17 protein-coding genes and 1 pseudogene are annotated in these 25,313 nt (G+C 65.5%); 9 read left to right on the forward strand and 9 right to left on the reverse strand.

Annotated features, from left to right (window positions below; translation table 11 throughout):
• Window positions 1-2: 2 nt before the first annotated feature.
• The gene (locus ACX4ZE_RS09020; RefSeq protein ID WP_480272876.1) at window positions 3-1,043 is read right to left on the reverse strand and encodes a YlbL family protein; all 1,041 of its coding nucleotides are present in this window, start codon (window positions 1,041-1,043) and stop codon (window positions 3-5) included.
• 126 nt (window positions 1,044-1,169) lie between these two features.
• On the opposite strand from ACX4ZE_RS09020, the gene ACX4ZE_RS09025 reads away from it, so the two are divergent.
• The 3 genes from ACX4ZE_RS09025 (at window position 1,170) to ACX4ZE_RS09035 (ending at window position 4,935) form a co-directional block, all read left to right on the forward strand.
• Window positions 1,170-2,582, forward strand: a complete 1,413-nt coding sequence (locus ACX4ZE_RS09025) for a zinc-dependent metalloprotease (RefSeq protein ID WP_480272877.1) — start codon at window positions 1,170-1,172, stop codon at window positions 2,580-2,582.
• Between the two features lie 85 nt (window positions 2,583-2,667).
• Entirely contained in the window at window positions 2,668-3,543 is an 876-nt protein-coding gene (locus ACX4ZE_RS09030; RefSeq protein ID WP_480272878.1) for a hypothetical protein, read from the forward strand.
• Window positions 3,544-3,591: 48 nt separating this feature from the next.
• Window positions 3,592-4,935 carry an ABC1 kinase family protein gene (locus ACX4ZE_RS09035; protein WP_480272879.1) on the forward strand — a complete coding sequence of 448 codons (1,344 nt, stop codon included), beginning with the start codon at window positions 3,592-3,594 and terminating at the stop codon, window positions 4,933-4,935.
• Between the two features lie 424 nt (window positions 4,936-5,359).
• Here ACX4ZE_RS09035 and ACX4ZE_RS09040 read toward each other — a convergent pair whose 3' ends face one another.
• A complete protein-coding gene (locus ACX4ZE_RS09040; RefSeq protein WP_480272880.1) occupies window positions 5,360-5,683 on the reverse strand; it encodes a WhiB family transcriptional regulator in 324 nt (107 codons plus the stop codon).
• 591 nt (window positions 5,684-6,274) lie between these two features.
• Window positions 6,275-8,422 carry an ATP-dependent DNA helicase UvrD2 gene (locus ACX4ZE_RS09045; protein ID WP_480272903.1) on the reverse strand — a complete coding sequence of 716 codons (2,148 nt, stop codon included), beginning with the start codon at window positions 8,420-8,422 and terminating at the stop codon, window positions 6,275-6,277.
• A gap of 134 nt (window positions 8,423-8,556) precedes the next feature.
• Here ACX4ZE_RS09045 and ACX4ZE_RS09050 point away from each other — a divergent pair, with 134 nt between their 5' ends.
• Complete coding sequence (locus tag ACX4ZE_RS09050; protein ID WP_480272881.1) at window positions 8,557-8,787, forward strand: mycoredoxin; 231 nt, start codon at window positions 8,557-8,559, stop codon at window positions 8,785-8,787.
• A gap of 34 nt (window positions 8,788-8,821) precedes the next feature.
• On the opposite strand, the gene nudC is transcribed toward ACX4ZE_RS09050, so the two are convergent.
• Window positions 8,822-9,727 (reverse strand): NAD(+) diphosphatase, encoded by a 906-nt coding sequence (gene nudC / locus ACX4ZE_RS09055; protein ID WP_480272882.1) that lies wholly within the window; start codon window positions 9,725-9,727, stop codon window positions 8,822-8,824.
• 46 nt (window positions 9,728-9,773) lie between these two features.
• A complete protein-coding gene (locus ACX4ZE_RS09060) occupies window positions 9,774-10,829 on the reverse strand; it encodes a potassium channel family protein (RefSeq protein WP_480272883.1) in 1,056 nt (351 codons plus the stop codon).
• A gap of 169 nt (window positions 10,830-10,998) precedes the next feature.
• Between ACX4ZE_RS09060 and ACX4ZE_RS09065 the strand changes: the two genes are divergently transcribed.
• A complete protein-coding gene (locus ACX4ZE_RS09065; RefSeq protein WP_480272884.1) occupies window positions 10,999-11,412 on the forward strand; it encodes a DoxX family protein in 414 nt (137 codons plus the stop codon).
• Here ACX4ZE_RS09065 and ACX4ZE_RS09070 read toward each other — a convergent pair.
• Together ACX4ZE_RS09070 and ACX4ZE_RS09075 are read right to left on the reverse strand one after the other, a co-directional pair.
• Window positions 11,369-15,133 carry a UvrD-helicase domain-containing protein gene (locus ACX4ZE_RS09070; protein ID WP_480272885.1) on the reverse strand — a complete coding sequence of 1,255 codons (3,765 nt, stop codon included), beginning with the start codon at window positions 15,131-15,133 and terminating at the stop codon, window positions 11,369-11,371. The two genes, ACX4ZE_RS09065 and ACX4ZE_RS09070, sit on opposite strands and share 44 nt — an antisense overlap.
• Before the next feature lie 52 nt (window positions 15,134-15,185).
• Window positions 15,186-18,641, reverse strand: coding sequence for an ATP-dependent helicase (locus tag ACX4ZE_RS09075; RefSeq protein WP_480272886.1), 3,456 nt, complete (start codon window positions 18,639-18,641; stop codon window positions 15,186-15,188).
• 53 nt (window positions 18,642-18,694) lie between these two features.
• Between ACX4ZE_RS09075 and ACX4ZE_RS09080 the strand changes: the two genes are divergently transcribed.
• From ACX4ZE_RS09080 to ACX4ZE_RS09095, 4 genes are all read left to right on the forward strand, one after another.
• A complete protein-coding gene (locus tag ACX4ZE_RS09080) occupies window positions 18,695-19,471 on the forward strand; it encodes an alpha/beta hydrolase (RefSeq protein WP_480272887.1) in 777 nt (258 codons plus the stop codon).
• Window positions 19,472-19,493: 22 nt separating this feature from the next.
• Complete coding sequence (locus ACX4ZE_RS09085) at window positions 19,494-19,832, forward strand: MGMT family protein (RefSeq protein ID WP_480272888.1); 339 nt, start codon at window positions 19,494-19,496, stop codon at window positions 19,830-19,832.
• 27 nt (window positions 19,833-19,859) lie between these two features.
• Window positions 19,860-20,615, forward strand: coding sequence for a VOC family protein (locus ACX4ZE_RS09090; protein WP_480272889.1), 756 nt, complete (start codon window positions 19,860-19,862; stop codon window positions 20,613-20,615).
• A gap of 82 nt (window positions 20,616-20,697) precedes the next feature.
• Window positions 20,698-22,440 (forward strand): NTP transferase domain-containing protein, encoded by a 1,743-nt coding sequence (locus ACX4ZE_RS09095; RefSeq protein WP_480272890.1) that lies wholly within the window; start codon window positions 20,698-20,700, stop codon window positions 22,438-22,440.
• 53 nt (window positions 22,441-22,493) lie between these two features.
• On the opposite strand, the gene ACX4ZE_RS09100 is transcribed toward ACX4ZE_RS09095, so the two are convergent.
• Both ACX4ZE_RS09100 and ACX4ZE_RS09105 read right to left on the reverse strand, forming a co-directional pair.
• Window positions 22,494-23,294: a M15 family metallopeptidase gene (locus ACX4ZE_RS09100; RefSeq protein WP_480272891.1), complete on the reverse strand. Its 801-nt coding sequence runs from the start codon at window positions 23,292-23,294 to the stop codon at window positions 22,494-22,496.
• A gap of 403 nt (window positions 23,295-23,697) precedes the next feature.
• A pseudogene (locus tag ACX4ZE_RS09105) lies at window positions 23,698-24,558 on the reverse strand (IS701 family transposase); the annotation flags it as partial.
• Window positions 24,559-25,313 lie beyond the last annotated feature (755 nt).

Consider the following 25,313-nt stretch of genomic DNA (forward strand, 5'->3'; position numbering starts at 1 on the left):
ATTCATCGGCAGCCGACCGGCTCTTTGCCCGCGTTGAGCTCGTTGAGTGACTCGATCGCACCGGTGAGGTTCTCGACCTTCACCAGCCGCAGTCCCTCCGGAGTCCGCTGCTCGGCCTCATTACAGTTGTCCGCAGGCACCAGGAAGGTATCCGCGCCCTTCGCGCGCGCGGCCATCATCTTGTACTGGATACCACCGATCGGACCGACCGTGCCGTCTTCCTTGATGGTCCCGGTGCCCGCCACGAACCTGCCGCCGTTCAATTCCCCCGGAGTCAGCTTGTCGATCAACGCCAAGCTGAACATCAAGCCCGCAGAGGGACCGCCGATATCGGCGAGATTGAAGGTCACCCGCATGGGTGGCCGAGCGCCCTCCCGCAAGGTCACCCCGAGATAACCCTTGGCCTTGTCGTCGGGGTGTGCGCCAAGGGCAATGGTCGCCTGCTGCTCGGTGTTGTCCCGCCGGTACACCACAGTCACCTGGCTACCGGGTCTCTGCGCCGACACCGAGGTGATCACGTCCTTGGGCGTGGTTATGGGCTTGCCGTCGATGCTGACCAGTTCATCGCCCGCACGCAGCACGCCGTCGGCCGGGCCGGATTCGGTGACCTTGTCCAGGAGCACGGCTGTCGGCAGTTTCAGATAGTGCAGCGCGGCGATCTCGGCATTGTTCTCTGAGGATTCGAAATCCTGCTGATTGCGCTTATCGATAACCTCACGCGAGACATCGGGCGGGTAGACCTCTCTACGCGGCACGAGACCGTGGCTGCCGCTGGCCCAGAAGCCGAACGCCTCGAAAATGCTCAACCCATCCCGCACCGAGACCGTGGTCATATTGAGATGCCCCGTAGTCGGATCGACCTCCACCCCCCGAACATCGACAACCTCTACCTTCTTGCCCTCCCCATTATCCTCCGCGCCGAGGGTATTGACTGTCGGGCCTGGTCCGAGCGCCACGAATGGCACAGTGAACGTGCTGCCGACAGCACCGAGCACGAGGACCGGAAGCAAAGCCGCTACCAGGGTGAGGATCCGACGATTCACTCCGCCCACAGTAGCGATCACCGTTGCCATGATGTGGCACAGGCAGTCGTTTCCCCGAACGCACCACCACCAGTTTCGCACTGCGCGAACATCGAGACGATGCGCTGAACGCGTAACGTAAAGGACATGAACGACCTCCCCTTCGGATTCTCGAACCGCGACGACGACGAACGTAAACGCGGCGACGAACCGAGCGGTCCCGGCCAGAACGATCCATTCGGCTTCGGGATCGGTGGGTCCGGCGCAGGCGGATTCGACCCGGCGCAGCTGGGCCAGATGCTGACCTCGCTCGGCCAGATGCTCAGTGGCATGGGACAGCCCGGATCCGCGCAGGCCGGGCCAGTGAACTACGATGTCGCCAAACGGCTGGCCCGCCAGCAACTCGGCGCGAATGTCCCCCCGGTGACCTCAGGCGCCATGAGTGCGATGGCGGATGCCGCACACCTGGCCGAGCTGTGGCTCGACAGTTCGACCACGCTGCCCGCGGGTGCGACCAAGACGGTCGGGTGGACCGCCAACGATTGGATCGAACAGACCTTGCCCACCTGGCAACGGCTGTGCGATCCGGTAGCCGAGCAGGTCTCCGGGATGTGGACCGCGGCGCTACCCGAAGAGGCCAGGCAGTTCGCCGCGCCGATGGTCGGCATGCTCAGCCAGATGGGCGGGCTTGCCTTCGGCTCGCAACTCGGCCAAGCACTCGGCCAACTGGCCAAGGAGGTACTGACCTCGACCGATATCGGCTTACCACTCGGTCCAGCAGGTACCGCGGCGCTGTTACCCACGGCGATATCGGAATTCAGCGCAGGCCTGGAACAGCCCGAGAGCGAGATCCTGGTGTTCCTCGCCGCGCGGGAAGCGGCACATCAACGACTGTTCGGGCACGTGCCATGGCTGCGCCAGCAGGTACTCGGCGCGGTCGAGGACTACGCGCGCGGCATCCGGATGGATTTCTCCGCGCTGGAGCAGGCCGCGCAAAACATCGATCCGACGTCGCTGGCTGATCCCGCGAAGCTGGAAGAGATCCTGTCGCAAGGCACATTCGAACCGCAGACCACGCCGGAACAGAAGCAGGCGCTGGAACGGCTGGAGACACTGCTGGCACTGATCGAGGGCTGGGTACAAGTGGTGGTCTCCGACGCAGTCGGCGATCGGTTGCCCGGTGCGAGTGCGTTGGCCGAGACACTGCGTAGACGGCGCGCCACCGGCGGCCCCGCTGAGCAGACTTTCGCCACCCTGGTCGGCTTGGAGTTGCGCCCGCGCAAGCTGCGCGAAGCAGCGACGCTATGGCGCAGGCTCACTACCGACGCGGGTATGACCGCGCGCGATCAGCTCTGGGCACACCCGGATCTACTGCCGGATTGCGCCGATCTCGACGCGCCCGCAGGCTTCATCGACTCGGTGATCGGCGGTGAAACCACCGCATTCGACGACCCACTGGCGCAGCTCGCCGAAACCGAAGCGCGGGAGAAGGCCGAGCGCGAGCGCAAAGACGGTGGAGCAGGGACCGACCGGGGCAAACCGGGTGGCACGAACGCCTGAACCACCCTGTGAGTGACTCGCCGCCCTGTGGACAACTCCCGATTCAGCACCGAGTCACCCACCCGACGGTGCACATACTGCTGCTATGGCAACAACATGTCGCGGTCCGCGGTTGCGTCCGAGGGTGACCGTCCTGGTTCGCCCGACCGGCATCGTCCAGCTCGGATGTGATCCCGAGACTGCGGTGATGCTCGGCCCGGAAGGTATGGACGCCGAAACCGTTCTGACTTTCCTACGCCTACTGGATGGTCTGCACACGAAGCCACAGATCATCTGGCAGGCCGGGGAACGCGGCATCGAGCCCGGACACGCCGGAGCGCTGCTCGCCCTGATCGACGAAGCCGGGTTACTCGAGCACCCCGAGGATCGGGCCGGGCGAATCCGGACGGTGCGAGTGCATGGGCTCGGCCCGCTGTCCGACGCGATCTCGGCCGGGCTGCACACGCTGGGAATGCGACCGAGCCGCTCCAGGGACTACCCGTACGGTATGACGACGGTACGCACCTGGGATGTGGATCTAGTGGTACTCGCCGATGCACTGATGCCGGATCCTCGGCTAGTGAACGACTTGCTGCTGTATCGGATACCGCATCTACAACTACGCATCCGGGACAACAAGGGCGTCATCGGGCCATTGGTGCTGCCCGGCGCCACCAGCTGCTTGCGCTGCGCGGAGCTGATCCGCGCGCAACACGACACCGACTGGCCACATCTTGCCGCCCAACTGCTCGGCCGAGTCGGCCACGCCTCCCCCGCCGGGATCACCGCGACCACCGCGGTAGCGCTCGGCGAACTCGAGGCGATACTGGAGTGCTCGCCACACCGCCCGCCTGCCACATTGGACGCGACCATGGAATTGAATCTGGATTCTCACATTCTCGACCGACGAGTCTGGCACCGCCATCCCGCGTGCGTCTGCGCACGAGTTCCCGCAGACCCCGGCGCAGAGGCGAACCGGTGATCAAGATTGCCATAGCAGAACTGCGACCGCGTCCGCCATGATGGGTACGTGTCAGAGATTGCGCGCCGTCGCTCGTCCCGCAACGCCCAGTTGGCCAAGATTCCGCTCGGCATTGCCGGTCGGGCCGCCGTAGGATTCGGTAAGAAGCTCGCCGGGGGCGACAAGTCGGAGATCAACGCCCAGCTCAACCAGAAGGCCGCTGAGCAGTTGTTCACCGTACTCGGTGAACTCAAGGGCGGCGCGATGAAGTTCGGGCAGGCGCTCAGCGTCATGGAAGCCGCGGTTCCGGAAGAGTTCGGCGAGCCCTATCGCGAGGCACTCACCAAGCTACAGGCCGCCGCACCGCCGATGCCCACCGCGACCGTCCACCGTGTGTTGGATCAGCAGCTCGGCCTGCAATGGCGCACCCGCCTTCGTGACTTCGACGATGTTCCAGCCGCAGCGGCCAGCATCGGCCAGGTACACCGGGCGGTATGGTCGGATGGACGGACAGTCGCGGTGAAGGTGCAATACCCCGGTGCGGACGAAGCGCTGCGCGCGGATCTCAAAACGCTTTCCCGGATGACCGGTTTGATCTCCTCGGTTATTCCCGGCGCGGACGTGAAGCCGATTCTCGCCGAGATCTCCGAACGCACTGAAGAGGAGCTCGATTACCGCAACGAGGCGGCCAATCAACGCGCCTTTGCCAAAGGCTTCGACGGCCACAGCGAAATCGTGGTGCCGAAAGTAGTGGCGAGCTCGCCGAAGGTGGTCATCACCGAGTGGCTCGACGGCACCGCCGTTTCCGCGATCATCAAGCAGGGTGTCGAGGACCCGGAAGGCACCCGCGCACTACGCAATAAGGTCGCGGGTCTGATGGGGCGGTTCCATTTCTCTTCTCCGGAAATCGTCGGGCTACTGCATGCCGACCCGCATCCGGGTAATTTCATGATGCTGCCCGACAGCAGACTCGCCGTAATCGATTTCGGCGCTTGCGCCCCGATGCCCGCCGGCTTTCCTCCGGTATTGGGCAGGATGCTGGCCCTCGCGCTAGAGGAGAGGTTCGCCGAACTCACCGAGCTGCTCTACGACCATGGCTGGGTGATTCCCGGCCGTGTGGTCACTCATCAGGAAATCGCCGACTACCTGCGCCCCTTCACAGACCCTATCCAAAACGACTCGTTCCACTTCACCCGCCGTTGGATGCAGCGAGTGGCAGGCAAAGCTTCCGAATTCTCCAGCCCGGAGATGAAAACCGCACGGGCACTGCGGCTTCCAGCAGAATATGTGATGATCTTCCGAGTGCTCAGCGGTTCTGTCGGCATCCTGGCCCAGCTGGACGCCGAACTGCCTTTCATGCAACTCGTCCACACGTGGATGCCCGGCTTCCGCGAGGAACGCAGCACCGCGTAGTTGGCAGTGCTTGTCTCGCAACCTCCGCTGTGTTTGTCTTGCCTCCGAGCGAACGGGACTCGCGTCTGCGGCGCATGCGCTTCGGTCGCTCGGACGCGAGAAGAGCCGCGACCGGTACTCGTAAGATTCGCATTCGATGGAGCTGGGGTGCGAGAGAAACGCCGACCTCGGATGAACCGGATGGTGGTGTCAACTGCGGGGAAGGCGGATGCGGGGTTGTGCGGGAAACGCAGGACGGCCGCTCACCGATATCGGTGAGCGGCTGTCCTGCTTTCTCGTTCGTTGGCTCGATGCGTGTCGGAGTAGAACGCATCGAGCACATCGACCGGAGGGAGGGAAGTCGTTCCCGGCTCACGCGGTATTCCGCTTCTGGATGAGCCGGGCTTTCGGTAGTGATGCCGACGACTGTCTACTGGTCCGACACTCACGCCAGAACCGCGACCTTGCGCGGGCGCCCGCGCGAACGCTTGCGGGCGATCACAACGCCCTGGTCGAAGATTTCTCCGCCCCAAACACCCCACGGCTCACGCCGGTCCATGGCCGCGCTCAGGCAGCCTTTACGGATCGGGCAGGAAGCGCACAGTGCCTTGGCCTGCTCCAACTGGACCGGGCTTTCGGCGAACCATAGGTCCGGATCGCCGGCACGGCAGGGCAGCGTTGTGGTGGCCTCCTGGCTCGGTTCGGTCGACGCCACGGTGCGGCATGTCACGTCAGTAGCGGCCTGCGGCCAGCTCTGTGCGGTGAACACGTCGTTCTCCTTCAGCTATGTGCAGCGGTTCGTGTGGTTGTGCCGCGAAACCGCTGCCGGTGGCTGAAGGCCGGAAAAAATCGGCCACGGTTTCGCTGTGATGCGATCCGTGGCCATGAGGTCGGGAAGAGATCCCTACCTAGGTCGACACCTGTGTCGAGTCCTGATCACGGTCGCTGAATATGCGGTGCGGAGGCGTGCTGCCTGCGGACCCACCGACCCGAGTTCGGCTTCGGCCACGCAGGTTCCGCCTGCTGCCTCAGCAGCAGGCGGGTGCCAATCGCCGCTGGGCTTACCCTGGGTTTCAGTGCGGACGAATAACGGCTTAGCGGCAACATTCGGGTATGCGCCGAACATGCCTCCGGGAGCACTGGTTCCGATCAGACCGATCCCCTGCGAAGCAAGGATCCCCCGGGAGGCCGCTATGGGTGCGTGGACCGCGACGCCATTGACGCCGTAGGTCGTGATGTTGTCCATTGCTCTGCCTCCCTCCTGTACTCGTGCTGTGTCGATAGCGGCGCACGCCGAGATGTCCTCCCGGTGCGTGGATCCCACCTTAAAACAAGTTCTTCGATACCGACAACATATTTTCTACCTGCGTTTTTGCGAGATCGATCGAAGTCGGGATGTGACGATCGCCAGCACGTCGGCACCGAACTGCCGCATCTTGTAATCCCCCATGCCTGGAATGGCCGCCAGAGCTTGCTCGTTCCTGGGAAACTGCTCGGCGATGGCGGTCAGCGTTGTGATACCGAGTACCGACTGTACGTGGATCGACGACTCCGCTGCTCTCGCTCGCCGCCAGTCCTGTAGCGCGGCGAAAAGTTCGGCGTCCAACTCCGCCGGGCATCCCGAACAACGCCCGAGCAGGGTGTCGGTGGCATTCAGCAGAGATCGGCCGCACACCCGGCACTCAGGCAGTCGCTTCTGATCGTGCTCGCCGACAACAGGCGCGATACGTGAGGCGGGCGAGTGGTCGGGGACGAGTCCGGTGAGAAAACGCGAGCGTCGCCGGGTGCGCTTGCCGCCTACATTCCTGGTCAGCGCCCATGACAACCGCAGCTGCTCGCGTGCCCTGGTGATTCCGACATACAACAGCCGCCGCTCCTCCTCCAGTGCGGCTTCGTCCGCGACCGAACCGTCGTCGGCGAAGACGTGCGCGATCGGCAGAGTGCCGTCGGACAGGCCGACGAGGAATACCGCATCCCATTCCAACCCCTTGGCGGCGTGCAGCGATGCCAAAGTGACACCCGGCACTGTCGGGGGGTGCCCGGCCTCGGCGCGAGTCGCGAGTTCGCGTAACAGCCCGGTCAGGTCGAGCCGATCGTCGTGCGCGACTAGTTCCTCGGTCAGTCGCACCAGGGCGACCAGCGCGGACCAGCGTTCCCGCGCTCGGACGCCCGCGGGCTCAGTGGCGGTGAGGCCGACCGGGGCCAGCGCCGCACGCACCAGTGCGATCAGCGCACTACCGCTGCGTGCCTGGTCGGGAAGATCGTCGCGGGCCGCGGTCTGCCGCAGCGCACGCACCGCCTGTCTGACCTCGGTACGTGTGAAAAACCTCTCGCCGCCGCGCACCTGATAGGGAATGTCCTGGTAAGCAAGCGCCTGCTCGTAGCTCTCCGAGTGGGCGTTGATCCGATAGAGCACAGCGATCTCTGCAGCAGGGGTGCCCGCCTCGATGAGCTGAGCGACCTGGCTCGCCACTGCCACGGCCTCGGTAGGCACATCGATGAATTCGGCGAATGTCGGCTCGGGTCCGTCTGGCCGCTGACCGATCAGACGCAGCCTGGTGCCCGCGAGACGACCCCGCGCGGCCCCGATCACCCGGTTGGCCAGCGACACCACTTGGGGAGTCGAACGGTAGTCGCGCTCCAGCCGGATCACGGTCGCGTCCGGGAAGCGGCGGGAAAAATCGAGCAGATATCGCGGTGTGGCGCCGGTGAACGAATAGATCGTTTGGTTGGCGTCACCGACCACGGTGAGATCATCGCGTTCGCCGAGCCACGCGTCGAGCACCCGCTGCTGCAGTGGCGTGACGTCCTGGTATTCGTCGACGACGAAACTGCGGTAGCGACCGCGGAATTCGTCGGCCACCACCGGATAGTTCTCCAGCGCTGCCGCGGTGTGCAGCAACAGATCATCGAAATCGAGCAGCCACCCTTCCGACGTGGCCTTGAGTTTCTCGTAGCCGGCATAAACGTCGGCGACCCGCATCGGATCACGAGGCGTCTCGCGGTCGCGATCGAAGACCGCCCCGGCATAATCCTCCGGCGCGATGAGCGAAGCCTTGGCCCATTCGATTTCACTGAGCAGATCGCGAACGCTGTCGGCGCTCGTGGAAAGCCCCGCCCTGCTCGCCGCCTGCGCGACGATCGGGAATTTGGCCTCGACCAGCCGCCACGGCACCTCACCGACAACTTGTGGCCAGAAATACTTCAATTGCCGCAACGCCGCCGCGTGAAAGGTACGCGCCTGCACCTGGGTCGCGACACTGCCGAGACCGAGCGCGCGCAACCGCGTGCGCAATTCTCCCGCTGCCCGCGCGGTAAAGGTCACCGCGAGCACTTGGTCGGCCTTGACGTGTCCCTGCGCGATCAGATTCGCGATACGGTGGGTGATGGTTCTGGTCTTGCCGGTGCCCGCGCCCGCCAGCACGCATACTGGACCGCGCGGCGCGCGTACCGCTGCGGCCTGCTCGGGATCGAGGTCGGCAAGGTCGAGAGCGGACACGCGGTCCATCATGACACCATTCACCGACACCGGCCCTGGCGCCGACGACCGACTATCGCCGCAATACGAGCTACCCCGGTCGGAACAGTGAGCCGGTGTCCTGCGTTGCATGATCCGTGACCGAAAACAGCTCCGCTCTGACGATGTACTCGACTACCTGGTGCGGCTACTGCCGCAGGCTGAAGAAGCAACTGGATGAGGCAGGCATCGACTACATCGAAGTCGACATCGAGCAAGATCCGGCGTCGGCCGAATTCGTCGGAAGTGTGAACGGGGGCAATCATGTCGTGCCCACAGTGAAATTCGCCGACGGTTCGACCGCGACGAACCCGTCGTTGGTCACGATCAAGCAGACTCTCGCCGGACTGTCCTGATCACCTGGTGCGTGTAGTCCGCGGTAGCGAGCGCTCACGCTGCCGCGGCCCAGGATTCGACAATGGTACGCGCGATCGAGATCGAACCGGGCAGCAGCAGTCGGGTACTCTGATCCCGCGCCGACCAGTCACCTGCCGCCAGAGCTGCCCGTACCTCGGCGCGAGTGAACCAGCCTGCCTCGGCGATCTCCCCATCGGAGAAGACCAGCGGTTGCGCGGGGTCGGCGACAGCCGCGAAGCCGAGCATCAACGAGCGCGGAAACGGCCACGGCTGACTACCCAAGTAACTGATCTCGCGCACATCGAGACCGACCTCCTCGCGCATTTCGCGTTCCACGCAGCGCTCCAGCGATTCGCCCGCTTCGACGAATCCGGCCAGCAGAGAGAACAGCGACTTCGGCCAGCTGTGCTGACGAGCAAGCAGCGCACGATCGTCACCATCGTGGATCAGACAGATCACCGCGGGATCGATGCGCGGGAACTCCTCGTGGCCGCTCTCTGTGACGCGCGACCACCCTGCCTTGGATACGGTGGTCGCTGTTCCGTCCGCGCTGTTGAACCCGGCCTTATCGTGCCAGTTCAGCAATGCGAACGCGGTGGAGAGCAGACCGGCGGTGCGGTCATCGACGCTGCCGCCGGCCAACGCTCGCAGATCGATGAGCCTGCCCTCCAATTCCGGATCGCGCACCGCCCACACATGGACGCCCTCCTCGACACCGAGGAACACCGCGTCCTGGCTCGGCTCGGCGGACAGCTCGCAGGCCGCATCCAGCATCAGGACGCCGTTGTCGAAGCGCACTTGACCGCGTCGGTTGATCCGCAACAGCTTCGCGGCACCCCAGCCCGCACGCAATGCCTGATCGTCACGCCGAATCTCCTCGGCCCGGTCGATGACAGAACGGGACAGTAGCGGAACATCGTTGAGCTGAAATGCCGGCACAGTTCGAGAATATCGCGACCGCTTTATCGCCAGACCCGCACCAGTATCACTTGCCCGAACGGCGGATGTACAGCAGTTTGTCGCCGGTCTCGATCGCGTCCACCTCGGGATCGCCGACCCGAACCAACACTCCGTCGCGCACCACACCGAGCACGATATCGCTGAGATGCCTTGGTGAGCCGCCGATCTCGGACTGCACCACATCTCGTTCGGCAACGGCGAAGCCCTGCTCGGGGATGAGAAGATCCTCCATCATCTCCACGACGGTCGGCGTCGTCGTCGCGATGCCGAGCAAGCGCCCCGCAGTCTCCGAGGAAACGACCACCGAGTCCGCACCCGACTGCCGGACCAGGTGAGTATTCTCCGCCTCCCGGATCGCGACGACGATCTTGGCGGTCTTGTTCAGCTCGCGGGCGGTCAGGGTGACCAGCACGGCGGTATCGTCGCGGTTGGTGGCCACCACGACCGAGGAAGCATTCTGCACACTCGCCAGGCGCAGTACGTCGGACTGCGTGGCCGAGCCCTGCACTGTGACCAGCCCGGCATTCGTCGCCGTCTCCAGGGCGATGACATCGGTGTCGACCACAACGATATCGGCGGGCTGCACGCCGTCGCCGACCATCGCATCGATCGCGGTCTTTCCCTTCGTGCCGTATCCGACGACCACGGTGTGATTGCGCACGCGGTGCCTCCATCGCTGAATCTTGAAAGCCTGCCGGGACCGCTCGGTCAGCACGCTGAGGGTGGTTCCGACGAGGATGATGAGGAAGAGAATGCGCAAAGGGGTGACGAGGATGATGTTCACCAAGCGCGCTTCGGTCGTCACCGGGTGGATATCGCCGTATCCCGTGGTAGACAGCGATACCGTCGCATAGTACAACGCGTCCAGAAACGACAACTCGCCGCCCGTTGTATCACGGTAGCCGCTGCGCCCGAGGTACACCACGATCGCGGCCAGGAACAGCAGCGCTGTCGCGAACAGCACCCGCCTGGTCAGCGAAATCCACGGGCTGGTCTGAGCTTCCGGAATGCGCAGCACACCGACCAGGGTGAAATGCGGCCGACCGGTCAGCCCGAGCCCACGTGCGCGATCACTGAGCACCGGACACACCTGCCGCACTGTTGCTCGTGTCGGTCATCCCGGTACACCTCGTCCCTCCGGCACAGCACGGGAGCCTACTCGGTTCCCGCGCAGCGCCCCACCTCGACATCGCCCCACCTCGACATCGCCCCACCTCGACATCATTGCCAGGTAGGTGTAAGGGTGCCCTATGGCAGAAAATACGCTGACGCCCGCGCAGGATACCGGGAAACGTCCGGCACTCGCTCTCGCCGTCTTGCTGTTCGGTAGCGGAGTACTGCATTTCTTGCGGCCCGAATTCTTCGACTCGATCGTGCCGCGCACGCTGCCCGGACGCGCCCGCGACTATACCTACGCCTCCGGCGTGGCTGAACTCGGCGTCGCCACCGCCCTGGCGATACCGCGGACCCGAGGTATCGGCGGCCGCCTCGCGGCAGGATTGTTCCTCGCGGTGTTCCCGGCCAACGTCCAGTTCGCCATGGATACCTTGACCAGCGCGAAGGCGCCACGACTGCACAAAATCGGCTCGGTACTGCGGCTTCCGTTGCAGATCCCGCTGATCACCCAGGCCCTGGCGGTGAGTCGGCGGGCGCAGCGTTCCTGATCAGCTCGGCCAGTTCGTCCGGACCGGCCAGCCGCGAGGGCGCGATAGTGCGACCGGTGCGCACATAGTGGAACGCGGCGCCGACGCGGGGCAGCATCTCGTGCTCGGGTCGTCCGGTGCGCGCGGCCAGCAACCGAGCCCAGGCCACACGGTAAACGGCCAGTTGCATGGCGACCGCAGGCTCATCGGCCGGGCTCGGCTCTGCGCCAGTCTTCCAGTCGACCACGATCCAGCCGTCGTCCGGTTCGGCGAACACCGCATCCATCCGTCCGCGGATCACGGTGCCCGCGAGCGAGGTCTCGAACGAGACCTCGACCTCGATCGGGCTGCGATCGGCCCATGGTGAGTTCAGAAAGACTTCTTGCAATGCGGACAGTTCCGCGTCGACACCAGCAGTGGCCGCGCCGCCGTCCGCCGCGCCGGGTAGTTCGTCCAGCCCGAGCAGATCGGTCGAGCCGAACCATCGCTGCACCCAGGCGTGGAATGCCGTGCCGCGCCGCGCCAGCGGATTCGGCGGGTAAGGCAGCGGACGACGCAGACGAGCAGCGAGTTTGCCTGGGTCGGCACGCAATTCAACCAGTGCCGTCGCCGCGATCCGCCCGGGTAGCTCGACCGCCTCGGCCACCGTGGCCGCAGTGTGCTCGACCAGCAGGGCATCGACGTCGGCAGCCCAGCCTTCTGGATCGTCCGGGTCCGGAACGTGGTGGCGGTGTTCCGGCGCGTGCTCCTCCTCTAGTGGGGGTGCGGCGAAACCGGTCGCCGTGCGGACCGACTCATCGGCCGACAGATACTCTTGCACCGCCCGGTCATCGGGCTCGATATCCGCATAGGGGTCGGCGTAGTCGTATGCGGAGAAGTTGTCCGGAAGCGTATCAGCGAATTCGTCCAGCGGGTCCGGAGGAGGTTCCTGGTCGAGCTGGACGTGGATGCGGGGGCCTGCCGATTCGTCTCGAACCCTCACGCGTTCCTCGGTGCCGGGGGTGCCGTGGAACGATGCGGCAGTATCCGGCGTATCCACACCATGGCGTACTGGGACGGCCGAGCGCGCGCGCAGGTCGGCGAGGGCCGCGCGGACCAGGGCGGCGCCTTGCTCGACCGGGACGCGACGAGCACCGAGCGGATCTTGTGGCCACCGCGCACTGTCCGGGTTACCGGTGAAGGGGTTGACGGCTTCTGGTGCGGGTGGATCGGCCCAGGTTTCGACTACCAGCATGTCGTGTGCACGACTGTCCGAATCGGCCGCAGCATGTTTCAACTCCAGCAGAAAATCCGAAGGCCCCCTCGGCGAGCTGCCGGTTTCCGCCCAATGATGCGCCGAGACCAGCAGCACACGTTCGGTTCTGGTGAGCGCGACATAGAACAAGCGGCGCTCTTCATCCATCCGTCTGCGCTCCAGCGCTTCCTTGTGCTCGCTGATCGCACGGTCGAGATCCGTGCGGTCGTACAGCTCGGTGAAGTCGAGCACCGGGACACCGTCGGCGGCATCATCTTGTCTTCGGTCACCCCGCAGCGCGGTCGGCAGCTCGGCAAGCGTACCCAGCCAGGTGCCGGAACCCGCCTTGGACGGGAACACCCCTGCCACCACATGAGGGACCGCGACGATCTCCCATTCCAAGCCTTTCGCCGCGTGCACGGTCAGTACCTGCACGCGGTCTCTGGCCACCTCCACTTCTCCTGGCTCCAAACCGTTCTCGACTTGCTCCGCGGCAGTAAGGAACGCCAGCAGCCCGCCCAACGATGCACCGGTGTCTACGGCATACCCGGCCACCACCTCGGCGAACGCGTCCAGATGTTCGCGGCCGGCACCCGTCCCGGCCACCGCCCGCCGCGTCTGGGCCTCCACACCGACGCCGATGGTGCGTTCGACATCGGCGATCAACTCCACCAGCGGCTGTCCGGAGCGTTCCCGCAGCACGGCCAGCTCTCGCCCCAATTCCTCGATGCGAGCGAACCCCGTGACCGAATACTGTGTCGCCGGGCCTGGATCGGCGAGTGCGTCGGCCAGGCCGGCTTGTTCGGCCGGTTCCGGCGCCACCTCGCGCAGCGCCTCGTCGAGCGCGGCGTTGTCCCCGATCGCGACCGGTCCCTTGGTGGCGGGTCGCCGGATCGACAAATCCTTGGACCGCCGAGCGAGGGCAGCGATATCGGCGACGCCGAGTCGCCAGCGCGCACTGGTCAGCACCCGCATGGCGGCGCTACCTGCCCCAGGCTCGGCTATCAACCGTAGGGTGGCGACGATATCGGCGACTTCTGGCGTGGCGAGCAAACCGCCGAGGCCGACGATCTCCACCGGCAGCCCCTGCGCGCGCAGCGCTTCCGCGAGCGGCGCGGCGTCGGCGTTTCGACGCACCAACACTGCCGAGGTGGGTGGCTGTTGCCGCACTGCGCGGCGGGCCGCCCACTCCGCGGCGATCCGCTCGGCCACCCATTCACGTTCGGCCACCACAGTCTCGGTCAACGTCAACGCGACAACGCCCGGCTCCGCACCGGGCTTGGCGCGCAGTGCGTCGACGGTCACCCCACCGGAATCGAGCGCCTTGCGCCGCAAGGGTTCCGCGACCAGATTCGCCAGCGCCAGCGCCTCCGGCGGATTGCGCCAGCTGGTCAGCAGTGCCAACGTGGAGGCGGGGACGCCAGGCGCACTGGGGAAATCAGTAACGAACCTGGGTAGATTCGCCGCAGAAGCGCCCCGCCATCCGTAGATCGACTGCATCGGGTCGCCGACGGCTGTCACCGCGAGCCGTCGCGCCGCATATGGGGTCTCCTGGCTCGACAGGCAGGCCGGATGATCGATCGCCTGCTGCGGCACGCCACCGAACAGCGCAGCAAGCAATACCCGCTGCGCATGACCGGTGTCCTGATATTCATCGAGCAGGACCAAACGGAAACGACCGCGTTCGGCGACGGCGACCTCGGTATGGTCGACGGCCAGGCGCGCGGCCAGCGACATCTGCGCACCGAAGTCGAGGGCGCCTCGCCGCCGCAGCACCTCGCTGAGCTGCTGCACCAGTGGCAGCAGGTCTACCCGTTCTTCTTGGACCCGCACGATATTCCGCAATACTCGGCTCGGACCGCCGCGCTGGCGCGGCCCCGCGGGCAATGTGTGTACCAGTTTCGCCAACTCGGTGCACGCCTCAGCTAATTCCTCCGGTTCGACCAGATGCTCGGCCAGTTGCGCGGACAGCGCGAGCACTGCCTCGGTCACCGATACCGAGGTGCGGTCGGTCTCCAGGTCACCATCCCAGGTCCGAACCACCTGATGCGCCAGCTGCCAGAGCTGAGTCTGGGTGAGCAACGTCGCCGAGGGCTCCATCGGGAGCAACAGACCATGTTCGGTCAGCAGCCTGCCCGCATAGGAGTGATAGGTGCTGATCTCCGGTTCCGTACCGGTCAATTGCGCACGCAGTCGACCAGTCGAGTCGAGATCGCGCACCAACGGAGCGCCTGCGAGCCGAGCGAGCCGGGTGCGGATACGAACGGTCAACTGCTGCGCGGCTTTCCGGGTGAAGGTCAGCCCGAGCACTTCGTCGGGCCGGACAATACGGTTGGCGACCATCCACACCACCCGCGCGGCCATGGTCTCGGTCTTGCCCGCACCTGCGCCCGCGACCACCAAGGTCGGGCCTGCCGGAGCCGCGATGACGGCGGCCTGCTCCTCGGACGGCGGCGGCAGGCCGAGCGCCTGCGCGAGCTGATGTGGCGTTACCAGGTCGCCGCTCACGACGTTGCTCCGGCGGCAGGCCGCAGCAGTGCCACGGAGACGACTGGCTCACTCACTCGTCGGTCACCTGACGCCCGCCTGCCTGCACTGGGCAGCTGCCCGCGACCGTGCAGTGGCGGCACCCGTCATTACGCATGGCCAGATAGCTCGGCCCCCGAGTCGCCGCAGCCGCTTGGTGAATCGTGTTACGCCACTGTTCGAGTGCCTCGGCGTCCAAGGGTGGCTGTGCGCGCTGAATCGCGCCCTCACTTCGGCTCGGCTTGGCGACGTACACCAACCGCGCCCCGCCGGGTTCGCCCTCCGGCATTGTTCCAGTGGCCGTGCCCGATTCGATGGACGCACCCGATCCAGCAGCTGCGGCAGAGTCGCCTTCCTGGTCCGGCACCCCCATGGCTACCGCGACCTGATAGGTCGCCAGCTGGGCATGCTCGACGGCTGCCTGCTTACTGACCGGCGACTTGCCGGTCTTCACGTCGACGATCACGAAACGACCGTTCGCATCTCGCTCCAACCGATCGACCCGGCCCCGTATCCGTACAGGGCGCTCGTCTTCCGTACGCGCGGGCAGCACATGATCGACCGGTACCTCGACGCCGACCTGGATGAGTTCCGCGCGCGTGTTGCGCACCCAGGCCAGAAAGGTTTCCAGCATGGCCTCGGTACGCCGCAACTCTTGTCTGGAGTGCCAGCCGGTGCCTGGATCCACTGCCTGCCATGAGCGAGCCAACGCGGCACGCACCTGCGCCTCGGGCACCCGACCCGCCAGTGCTTGCACCAGGGTGTGCACCAGGTTGCCCTTGACCGCGTGCGGATTGTCACCATCGGTACCACCGTGCCGTTCCAGCGCCCAGCGCAGCGGGCAGGTGCGCAGCAGTTCGACAGTGGAGGGTGACAGCGTGATCGCGCCGTCATCGTCGGTCCACAGTGGCTGCCGCGAGCTGAGTTCGGCGATTCCGTACCACTCATCGGGATGAGCGCCGCGGACGCCCGCGTGTGCCAGTCTTGCCAGCTGCCGTGCGGCCCGATGCCTGCGCTCCGCGCCTGCGTCGGGATCGCAGACCACACCACGCAGTTCCGCCAGCAGCGAGTGCATCGCCAGGGCGCGACCCGGATCGACCACAGGGAGCGTGCCGTCCCCGCTGTCGTCACCGTGTCCGAGCAGCTCGGTGAGAAAACGTGAGGGCACCAGATCCCGTTCACCGGAAACCGACTCCACGGCGGTCACCAACAGCGAGCGTCTGGCCCGGCTACACGCGACCAACAACAGCCTGCGCTCTTCGGCGAGAATCGGCGCCGCACGACTCACCCGCTCTCCGGTGTCGGACACGCCCGCGGTGAGATCGACCAGATCCTCGGTGTGCAGCAGGGTGCCACGCACCCGCGGGTTGGGCCAGATCCCCTCCTGGACGGCTGCGACGGCGACCACATCCCATTCCCGCCCGGCGGCAGCGTGTGCGCTCAGCAGCGCGACCGCATCGACCGACGCGGCACGCGGCGCTTCGCTGTGCGGAATCTCTTGCTGTACAAGATATTCGACGAAACCCTCAATACTCGCGTGCGGTAGCCGATCAACGTATCCCGCAGCCGCGTCGAACAGCCCGACGACCGCGTCCAGATCACGATCGGCCTGCATACCGACCGCACCACTCCGCTCCGACTGAACTACCCAGCGCCGCTCCAGCCGGGAGCCGGTCCACAATGCCCACAACACATCCTCCAGACCCGCACCGCGGCCACGCACCATACGCGCCCGATCCAGCGCGCCGAGCACCCGGCGCAACGGCGCGGCCTCGACCTCGGTGAGCCGGTCCAGGAGCGCCGGATCGCCGGACCCGATCAGCAGATCGCGCAGCACCAGTGCGGAAGGGTGGTCGATCCGCGCGGCACGACCCGAGGCCGGATCATCCGCGCCCTCCGTGGATCGCGCGGACTCGAACACCGCACGCCGGATACCACGCTGCAGTCTGCGTAGCGTGATCTGATCCGCGCCGCCGAGCGGCCCGGTCAGCAGGTCGAGGGCGTCCCTCGGCTCGAACTCCGGTTCCGCACCACGCTCCGCGACCTCTCCTGCCAGTACCGCACGCAGGGACAGCAGCAACCAGGCCGAGCCGCGCCTGCGCGCCAGAGGGGTGTTGAGGACGGGCTGCTGCATCGGCACGCCTGCCGCCAACAACGCACGGCGTAGCGGCGCCGATGACAGCGGTACCGAACGGACCAGGACAGCCATCCGCGACCACGGCACTCCTGCGGTGAGGTGCGCGCGGCGCAGATGGTCGGCGATGAGCGCGGCCTCCTTCGCGGGCGTAGCGAGCACCCGGACTAGCACCTCGGCGCTTTCGTCGGGCGGTGTCACTCGATCAGGCACCGGAAAACGCTGTGGCGCGGTACCGGGCAGCCGGGCGGCGATCCGTGCGGCCGCCGCCCGCACCTGACCGTTGAGCCGATGGTTGTTCCGCAGCACGATACGCTGCCCGGCAGGCGCGTCGAGATCGGCGACGAACCGCGCGTCCGCGCCGCGAAAGGTAAAGACGGCCTGATCTGGATCGCCCGCGATCACCGTGGTCCGCGCACCGCGCCCGATCACATGGACCAGGAGCGCCGCCTGCGGATCGAGGTGCTGAGCATCGTCGACCAGCAGATATTTGATCCTGGCGCGTTCGGCGGCCAGCAACTCCGGATCGGCGGCCAGCGCGTCCAACGCCGCACCGATCAGTTCGGCCGCATCCAGTGCGGGCGCTGTCGCTTCCGGCGCTTCGACGCCAACCGACCAACGCAGCAACATCAATTGCTCGTACCGGAGGGCGAAACCACCCGCCGCGACCCATTCCGGTTTGGCGTGCTCATGACCGAGCCGAACCAGATCCTCCGGGCCGATACCACGCTCGGTGGCGCGCAGCATGAGGTCACGTAACTGCTCGGCGAATCCACCGAGCGCGAGCGCAGGCCGTAGGCGCGGTGGCCACAACTCTTCTGCTCCCTCGGCGATATCGGCCAGATCACCGCGCAGCATTTCGCGCAGCACCGCGTCCTGCTCGGCGCCGGTCAGCAAACGCGGTGGTGGATTACCGTGCGCCAGGGCATGTCCGCGTAGCACGGAGAAGGCATAGGAGTGCACTGTGCGCACCAGCGGCTCTCGTGTGGCGCCGGGCACACCGCCCTCAGCCCCTGGCTCCGGTCCGGCCAGCCGCGCGGTGATAGCGTCGCGCAGCGCGCCTGCCGCCTGCTTCGAATGGGTCAGCACCAGTAACGATTCCGGATCGGCCCCGGTCGCAATACGGCTTGCGGCGACATCGACCAGTAGGGCTGTCTTACCCGTACCCGGTCCACCGAGCACTTGCCAGGGTCGCCATCCTCGGCGCGGCGATTCAGGCTCGGCCGGGGCGTCCACCAGCGCGCGAACGTCGGCCCCCCAGGCACGCGGCCGGGGCGCCCGCACAGTTCGGCGCACAAGTCGCACCGCGCCATCCGATCGCACCACGCGGGCTATTGCAACAGATACGACCGACATACCGCTACATCTCTCCGCGCGACTACGCGGTGGATTCGCACCACAATGGACTGATGTCTGCTTTACACATCCATCGGTTCGGCCCGGCTACTGGGCCGGTGGTACTCGCTTTGCACGGGGTGACCGGTCACGGCAAACGCTGGGAAAACCTGGCCACCCAGCATCTGCCCTCGATCCGCGTACTCGCACCAGACCTGCGCGGACATGGTCGCTCGACCGGACTGCCGCCATGGAACTTCGAGACCATCGTCACTGACTTGGTCGAATTACTCGCCGGGGAAACCGACGAACCGGTGGTGGTGGTCGCACACTCGTTCGGCGGCACATGCGCACTGCATCTGGCCCATCACCATCCCGAACTGGTTCGGCGGCTCATCCTACTCGACCCTGCCGTCGCACTGGATCCGGAACGGCTCAACGAGATAGCGCTATCGGCGCTGGTCTCGGCCGATTACAACAGCATCGAGGAGGCCCGCCGGGACAAGCTGGAAACCGGCTGGGGCGACGTACAGCCACGGTTGCTCGATGCCGAACTGGATGAACATCTGGTGCCCACCGCGGACGGACGCTTCGGTTGGCGGATCAGCCTGCCCGCGATCAACTCGTACTGGGGCCAGCTGGCCCGCCACTGGGTGCTGCCACCCCCTGAACTGATCACCGTGCTGGTCCAGGCGATGAGAGTCGACCCACCGTATGTCACGCCGGAATTCCGCGCGGCGCTCACCGAGCATATGGGTGCCAACCTGACCGTGCTCGAATGGGATTGTGATCACATGGTCGCCCAGGCGTATCCCGCCGAAACCGGCGAACTCGTTCGCTCGGCACTTTGACGCCGATGGTACTGTAGCGCCGGTGCCGACCACCGACACCCAGATCGAGCAGGTGCGCGCACTGGTGGCCGCGATCCCGTGCGGCCGGGTAGCCACGTATGGCGACATCGCCGCGGCCGCAGGCCTGTCCACGCCACGCACAGTGGGCTGGATCATGCGCACCGATGCGGCCGACCTGCCCTGGCATCGTGTACTCGGCGCGAGCGGCAAACCCGCCACGCACCTGGCCCAACGCCAATTGCGCCTGCTCGCTGCGGAAGGCGTGCCGATCCGAGACGGACGCGTCGACCTGCGCACCGCGCGTTTTCCATTCCCTGATCCACAGACCAGCACAACGCCGCTCGCCAAAAGACCCGCATAACAGTCGAGCGGGCAGTACCGTTGACCCATGCCTACCCGCCTGGCATGCGTCGCGTTCGATGCCGACAGACCACGGCTGGTCGCGGACTTCTGGGCCGAGCTGCTCGGCTGGACTGTGACCCTCGATCGCCCTGACGAAGTGGATGTCGCCGCACCCGATGCGGACGGTCCCGAACTCACGCTGGCCTTTCTGCCCGCGATGCGGGCCAAGACCGGTAAGAACCGCCTACACCTCGACCTGGCCACCCGCTCGCTCGACCACCAGCACACCCAGGTGGATCGGGCACTGGCGCTCGGGGCGCGACGAGTGAGTGTCGGTCAAAGCGCGGTGCCTTGGACCGTTCTCGCCGATCCGGAGGGCAACGAGTTCTGTGTGGTCGAGCCGAGGGAAGAGTACGTGGATACCGGCGCCCTCGCGGCCATCGTGGTCGACACGCGCGACCCGATACAGCTCGCGGAATTCTGGTCGGCCGCCGCTGGATGGCCATTCGTCTACCGCGGCACACGAGTGGCCGGGCTCCGCGCGCCGACTGGGCTCGGCTCTTGGCTGGAGTTCGTACATACCCCCGACGCCAGCTCCAGCCGCACCAGGCTGCACCTGGATCTCACCTCGTTTCCAGCCGATGACCGCGCCACCGAAGTGGCCCGACTACACGCCGCGGGCGCCACGACAATCAGCCGAGGCGCCCCGACACCCGGCCATGACACCGACCTCCTGCTCGCCGACCCGGAAAACAACGAGTTCCGGCTGCGGAGACCCGCTCGCTTCTGGACGAACGCCTGACCTGCGCCGGTAGCTGCACCGTCTGCGGGTGGTGAAGAATTACCATGACCGCCGTGGGATATCCAGCTTCAGGTTGTGACGCGTGACGGCCGCCGTCGCGATCGTGCTCGCAGGTGGCCGGGCCAGCCGGATGGGCGGTGTGGACAAACCCGCGATCGTCATCGGCGGTCGTTCCATGCTGGAGGTGGCGCTCACCGCGGTCGCCTCCTGCACACACACCGTGGTGGTCGGTCCCTACCGCCCGGAGCTGCCGCCAGAGATCATCCAAGTCAGAGAGGTGCCGCCAGGGTCGGGTCCGGTCGCGGCGATCGACGCGGGGCTGCGCGCGCTCGGTCCCGCCGCGCCGCTGGTGGTGGTGCTCGCCGCGGACCTACCATTTCTGTCCGAGCAGGCCATCGCCGAACTCGTCCGGCATGAGACCGAATCCGGGGCGGACGCGGTATTCGCGGCCGACGAGTCGGGGCGACCACAATACCTGATCGGAGTATGGCGCCGCTCCGCACTGGCGGCCGCGCTGGCCGACCTCGACTCGCCGATCAATCAACCGATGAAAGCCCTGGTACCCGCCCACGCCGCGATCATCCCATTGCGCGGGGTCGGCGACTGCGACACCGAGGAACAGGTACGCCGAGCTGAAGCCGCGATCACCGCACCGCGACACACTTCGCCGCTTGATCTCAAAGAAGCACGAAAAGTCCTGTGCGACAATCTTTCCCGATTAACTACCTATTCGGCCGATCTGCGCTCGGTGGCCGGAGCGGCACTCGCGGACGGACTGACCGCCGCCGCCGCACTACCCCGTTTCGATGTATCCGCGATGGACGGCTACGCGGTCGCGGGGGACGGACCGTGGCGGCTGCGCCACGATATCGGTTTCGCAGGCGGACGACGTCCGATAGGGTTGCTGCTCGGCGAGGCGGTGCGAATCGCTACCGGCGCGCATGTTCCGGACGGCACCACCAGTGTGCTGCGCGACGAGTTCGCACGACGCACCGGCGAAATCCTTACCCGGTTACCGGACACACCGCCGCGCACGGACATCCGCCGTCACGGCGAAGACCGGAGAGCAGGCGATCTCATCGCACCGGAAGGCACTCAGGTCACCCCGGCATTGATATCAGCAGCCGCGAGTGTCGAAGTCACCACGGCATCGGTGCGCGGCCCTGTCCGTGCCCGCATCGTCATGACCGGCGACGAGATCCGCAGCGAGGGACCACTTCAAGAAGGCCAAACCCGCGATTCACTCGGCCCGATCCTGCCCGCGCTACTGTCCTGGTACTGCATTCGCACCACCGACCGGGTGCACCTGCGCGACACCCCCCACGGTTTCGACGAAGTCCTGGCTGACGCGGCGGATTGTGATCTGTTGGTGATTGTCGGAGCTACCGGCGGCGGGGCAGCCGATCAACTCCGCGCCTCGGTACACCGTGCGCGGGCCACGATGCTGGTGCCGCGCCTGCGCCTGCGCCCAGGTGGTTCCACCATCGTCGCCGAACTTCCCTCCGGAACTACGGTATTCGGGCTTCCCGGTAACCCGTTCGCCGCGGTCGCGACGCTTATGGCCCTGGCACCCGCCATCGTCGCGGGCCGCACCGACGCACCCCTCAAGAGTTCGCTGCGTGGACCACTGCGCAATGCTGCCGAGATCGCCGGCGAGGTGCCCCGCATCGTCCCCGCGCGCGCCGCCGCCGAGGGCGGCTGGATCGGCGACCCGGCCATCCGTACCGCGCACCTCGGCGGCTTGATCGATCGCGATGGCTTGGTCATCGTCCCACCCGGCGCCGCGGACCACACGATGGTCGAATTCCTCCCACTGCACCATTGACCGCCGCTACAGGTAACTGATCTGCGACGACTTCGAACTCGTGGTGGTGCGATTCAGCGCACCGGGAAGTTGAAATAGGTATTCGGAAAGGGCTCCTGCTTCAAAGTGAAATGCCACCACTCCTCGGGGAGATTAGTGAAGCCGTGCTCACTCATCACAGCCGTCAGCAGTGCGCGGTGGGCGCGCTGGGAACCACCGACAGCCGGGTTGGCGGTGTGCGCCAGCGGGTCGAAGCAGTCGAAGCCGGTACCGAAATCGAGAGCGTTGTCGCGGAATCGCTGCTCCGCAGGCAAGAAGCAGGCACGCAACGGATCACCCTTGTGATACTGCTCGGACTCGGCCGCAGGCAACGCGACGATGCCCAGATCCAATGTGCTGCCTCGGCTGTGGCTCGACTTCGCGGCGATATATCCGTCGCGGAACAGGTTGGCTTTGTCTACATTGGGGTAGAACTCCGCCTTCATCCGCACATCCTGGAGATCCTTCGCCCACGCGACGAATTCATCGACCGCGCGCTGCGGGCGGTAGCAGTCGTAGGTCTTCAGGGTGAGATTCATCGGCCGCAATTCCTGCTGCACCTGAGCCAGTGCCTGCGCCGCCTGCCGGGTCAGCAGGCATTTCGGCGCCTCGTATCCCGCGATGCGAGCACCGATGAAGTTGTGGTCACTGTAGTATCTGGCGTCGACGATGATCGTGGGATCGACATCGGTGATCGATACGAAATCGCGCTTGTCGGCAACTGGCTTATCCTGACCACCCCCGTCCTGACTACCCCCGCATGCCGCGAGTACCGCGACCATCAGAGAAACCAACGCCGGCAGGCCGAGGCGTCGTAAGGGTGAAGTATATTTCACGTATTGTCTCCTGAACCTTCGAGCTACTCTCACGTGCATGCTGCGGAGATCTTGCATTACTCCGCTCTGCTCGCTCTTACGCGCCCGTGGTTCACCTGAGCTGGGGTAGACGCTGGTCCCAGCGTAAGTGATCGCGGCGATAGCACGCCGGAGTCAGATCTCGAAGTGTGGTGTAACCGAGTATTCACCGCATGATTCGGCTTTCGGGCGGGCAGTGGGTTCTGCCGGTGTGGTTTCCTTCTGTTCGCCGGTGGCTGCGCCGGCACGGGAGCGGGATGATCAGACCGTATCAGTCGCCATCATCCGCTACAGCCGCTCAGGGCCGATCCTCTGGCTTGATAAATCGGCCGATGGCCAGGCTACCTCATCTCGGCTGCTTCTGGCGTGCGAGCATGTCGCAGTCGGTCTGGAAATTCTCCTCTGTGGACCAGCGACGGCCCGCGACTTTCACCAGCCGGGCCAGGGTCACCGATCCGGTCGCCCAGCAGCGGTAATAGGCCAGCTCGCCGGTGCGCTGGTTACGGCGGATCACCAGCCACCGACGTCCCGGTGGGGCCTGGTCGGTATCAGTGCCGATCTCGATCCACGCCCAGTCATAGATTCGGGGCCCTTTCGCGCCGTCCCCGACGGATAGCGACTGCCACGCCCGTTTCGGCAGACCGGCGGTGAGCGCATCGGCACGGAGGCGACCGGTCGCGGTGGTGACACGATGGCTGGTAGCGACAGCGAAAACATAACCAGTTCCCCGATATTCGAGGGCGGAGCGTAGTTTCGGATCTGCGCCGTAGACCTCATCGCCGGTCACCCACGCCACAGTGATGCCCGCATCCAGAGCAGTGAGGATCAACCGCTTCGCCAGTGCCGGCTTGGTCGCGAACCGTGTCCGGCCGGCCGTACCCGTGTATTGACGCTGGACACCGACGGTGGACACCTCCTTCTTCAGATCGCCGGTCTCGTCCACCACAAGAGTCGCGTCGGTATCGCCGAGATGCGAGACCACATACTCACGCAGATCGTCTCGCAGCCCGTCTTCATCGATCACCGCTGCCGCGAGCAGGTGTTGCATCGCATCCGGCGACCGGTCACCGGCATACTCGGCCATGGTCCAGCAGTTCTTCACCGGCAGCTCCGACATGAGCGCCTTGAGCATCCGGCCAGCGGTACCGCGGGTCTCCACCCGCGCGAACCGTCCACCGATCCGGCCGGTCAGCCGATCGAACTCCCACTGCCACCGCTCAGGCGCTACGATGACACCCGCGGCCACCGCCAATTCTGTTGTTGTCCACACAAACACGACATAATCACGCGGTGGCCGCCCACAATCCACCCCACTGACCAGCAGCATCACCGATCACGAAGTCCGGCTGGAGTACCAGGCCGGTCGAAAACCTTATGCGCGCATACCAGGCCTGGCGGCAGCGGCGGCTCATTACGAACGAACACTCCAAAGAAATGCTCAAAAATGCTCCAGAAATGCAACTTTCTACCCGGATCATTAATGGGAAATTTACCACCGAACGTGAATACCTCAATATATATATTTGTTGTTACCGAGCAGCCTCCGAATAACTTTTGCAAAGCATTCGGAGACTTTTCGTTACTCTTGATCTTTCGCACCGGAAACGCATCCGCTCGATCGGTTCGGAATTGCTGCGCGAAACCCTGGTCTCGAGGAAATCGGTCAAGACTGTCGAATCCATCACCCAGTCTGCCCCGAACCACGACGCCGGGCGGCTTCTTCCGGCCATGCTTGCCACCACCCAGCGACATATCACCTGGTCCGGTGCTTCATTCCTGTTCGAGTAATCGAATCGAGAGGATGTAGGTGTATCGACGAAAAGCGGGGGAAACGCCGTGTCGAAGATTCTCTTGGCGTGTCTACCATGGGATGACTCGGCCGCTCTCCGGTACACGAACATGGTCACGCTCGGTATCAGCGGCCGGACGTCAACTGCCCCGCCACCGAGATCCAAATGTTACAGGCTCCAGTCAGGGGTCGCGCCGACGTCGGCGGGTTCC

Source organism: Nocardia sp. TBRC8007 (genome assembly GCF_056629435.1).

Coding starts and splice junctions, on each gene's coding strand:
- ACX4ZE_RS09025 (WP_480272877.1), top strand. CDS start 1,170: ATGAACGACCTCCCCTTCGGATTCTCGAACCGCGACGACGACGAACGT.
- ACX4ZE_RS09075 (WP_480272886.1), bottom strand. CDS start 18,641: ATGTCGGTCGTATCTGTTGCAATAGCCCGCGTGGTGCGATCGGATGGC.
- ACX4ZE_RS09030 (WP_480272878.1), top strand. CDS start 2,668: ATGGCAACAACATGTCGCGGTCCGCGGTTGCGTCCGAGGGTGACCGTC.
- ACX4ZE_RS09065 (WP_480272884.1), top strand. CDS start 10,999: ATGGCAGAAAATACGCTGACGCCCGCGCAGGATACCGGGAAACGTCCG.
- ACX4ZE_RS09090 (WP_480272889.1), top strand. CDS start 19,860: ATGCCTACCCGCCTGGCATGCGTCGCGTTCGATGCCGACAGACCACGG.
- ACX4ZE_RS09050 (WP_480272881.1), top strand. CDS start 8,557: ATGTACTCGACTACCTGGTGCGGCTACTGCCGCAGGCTGAAGAAGCAA.
- ACX4ZE_RS09045 (WP_480272903.1), bottom strand. CDS start 8,422: ATGGACCGCGTGTCCGCTCTCGACCTTGCCGACCTCGATCCCGAGCAG.
- ACX4ZE_RS09080 (WP_480272887.1), top strand. CDS start 18,695: ATGTCTGCTTTACACATCCATCGGTTCGGCCCGGCTACTGGGCCGGTG.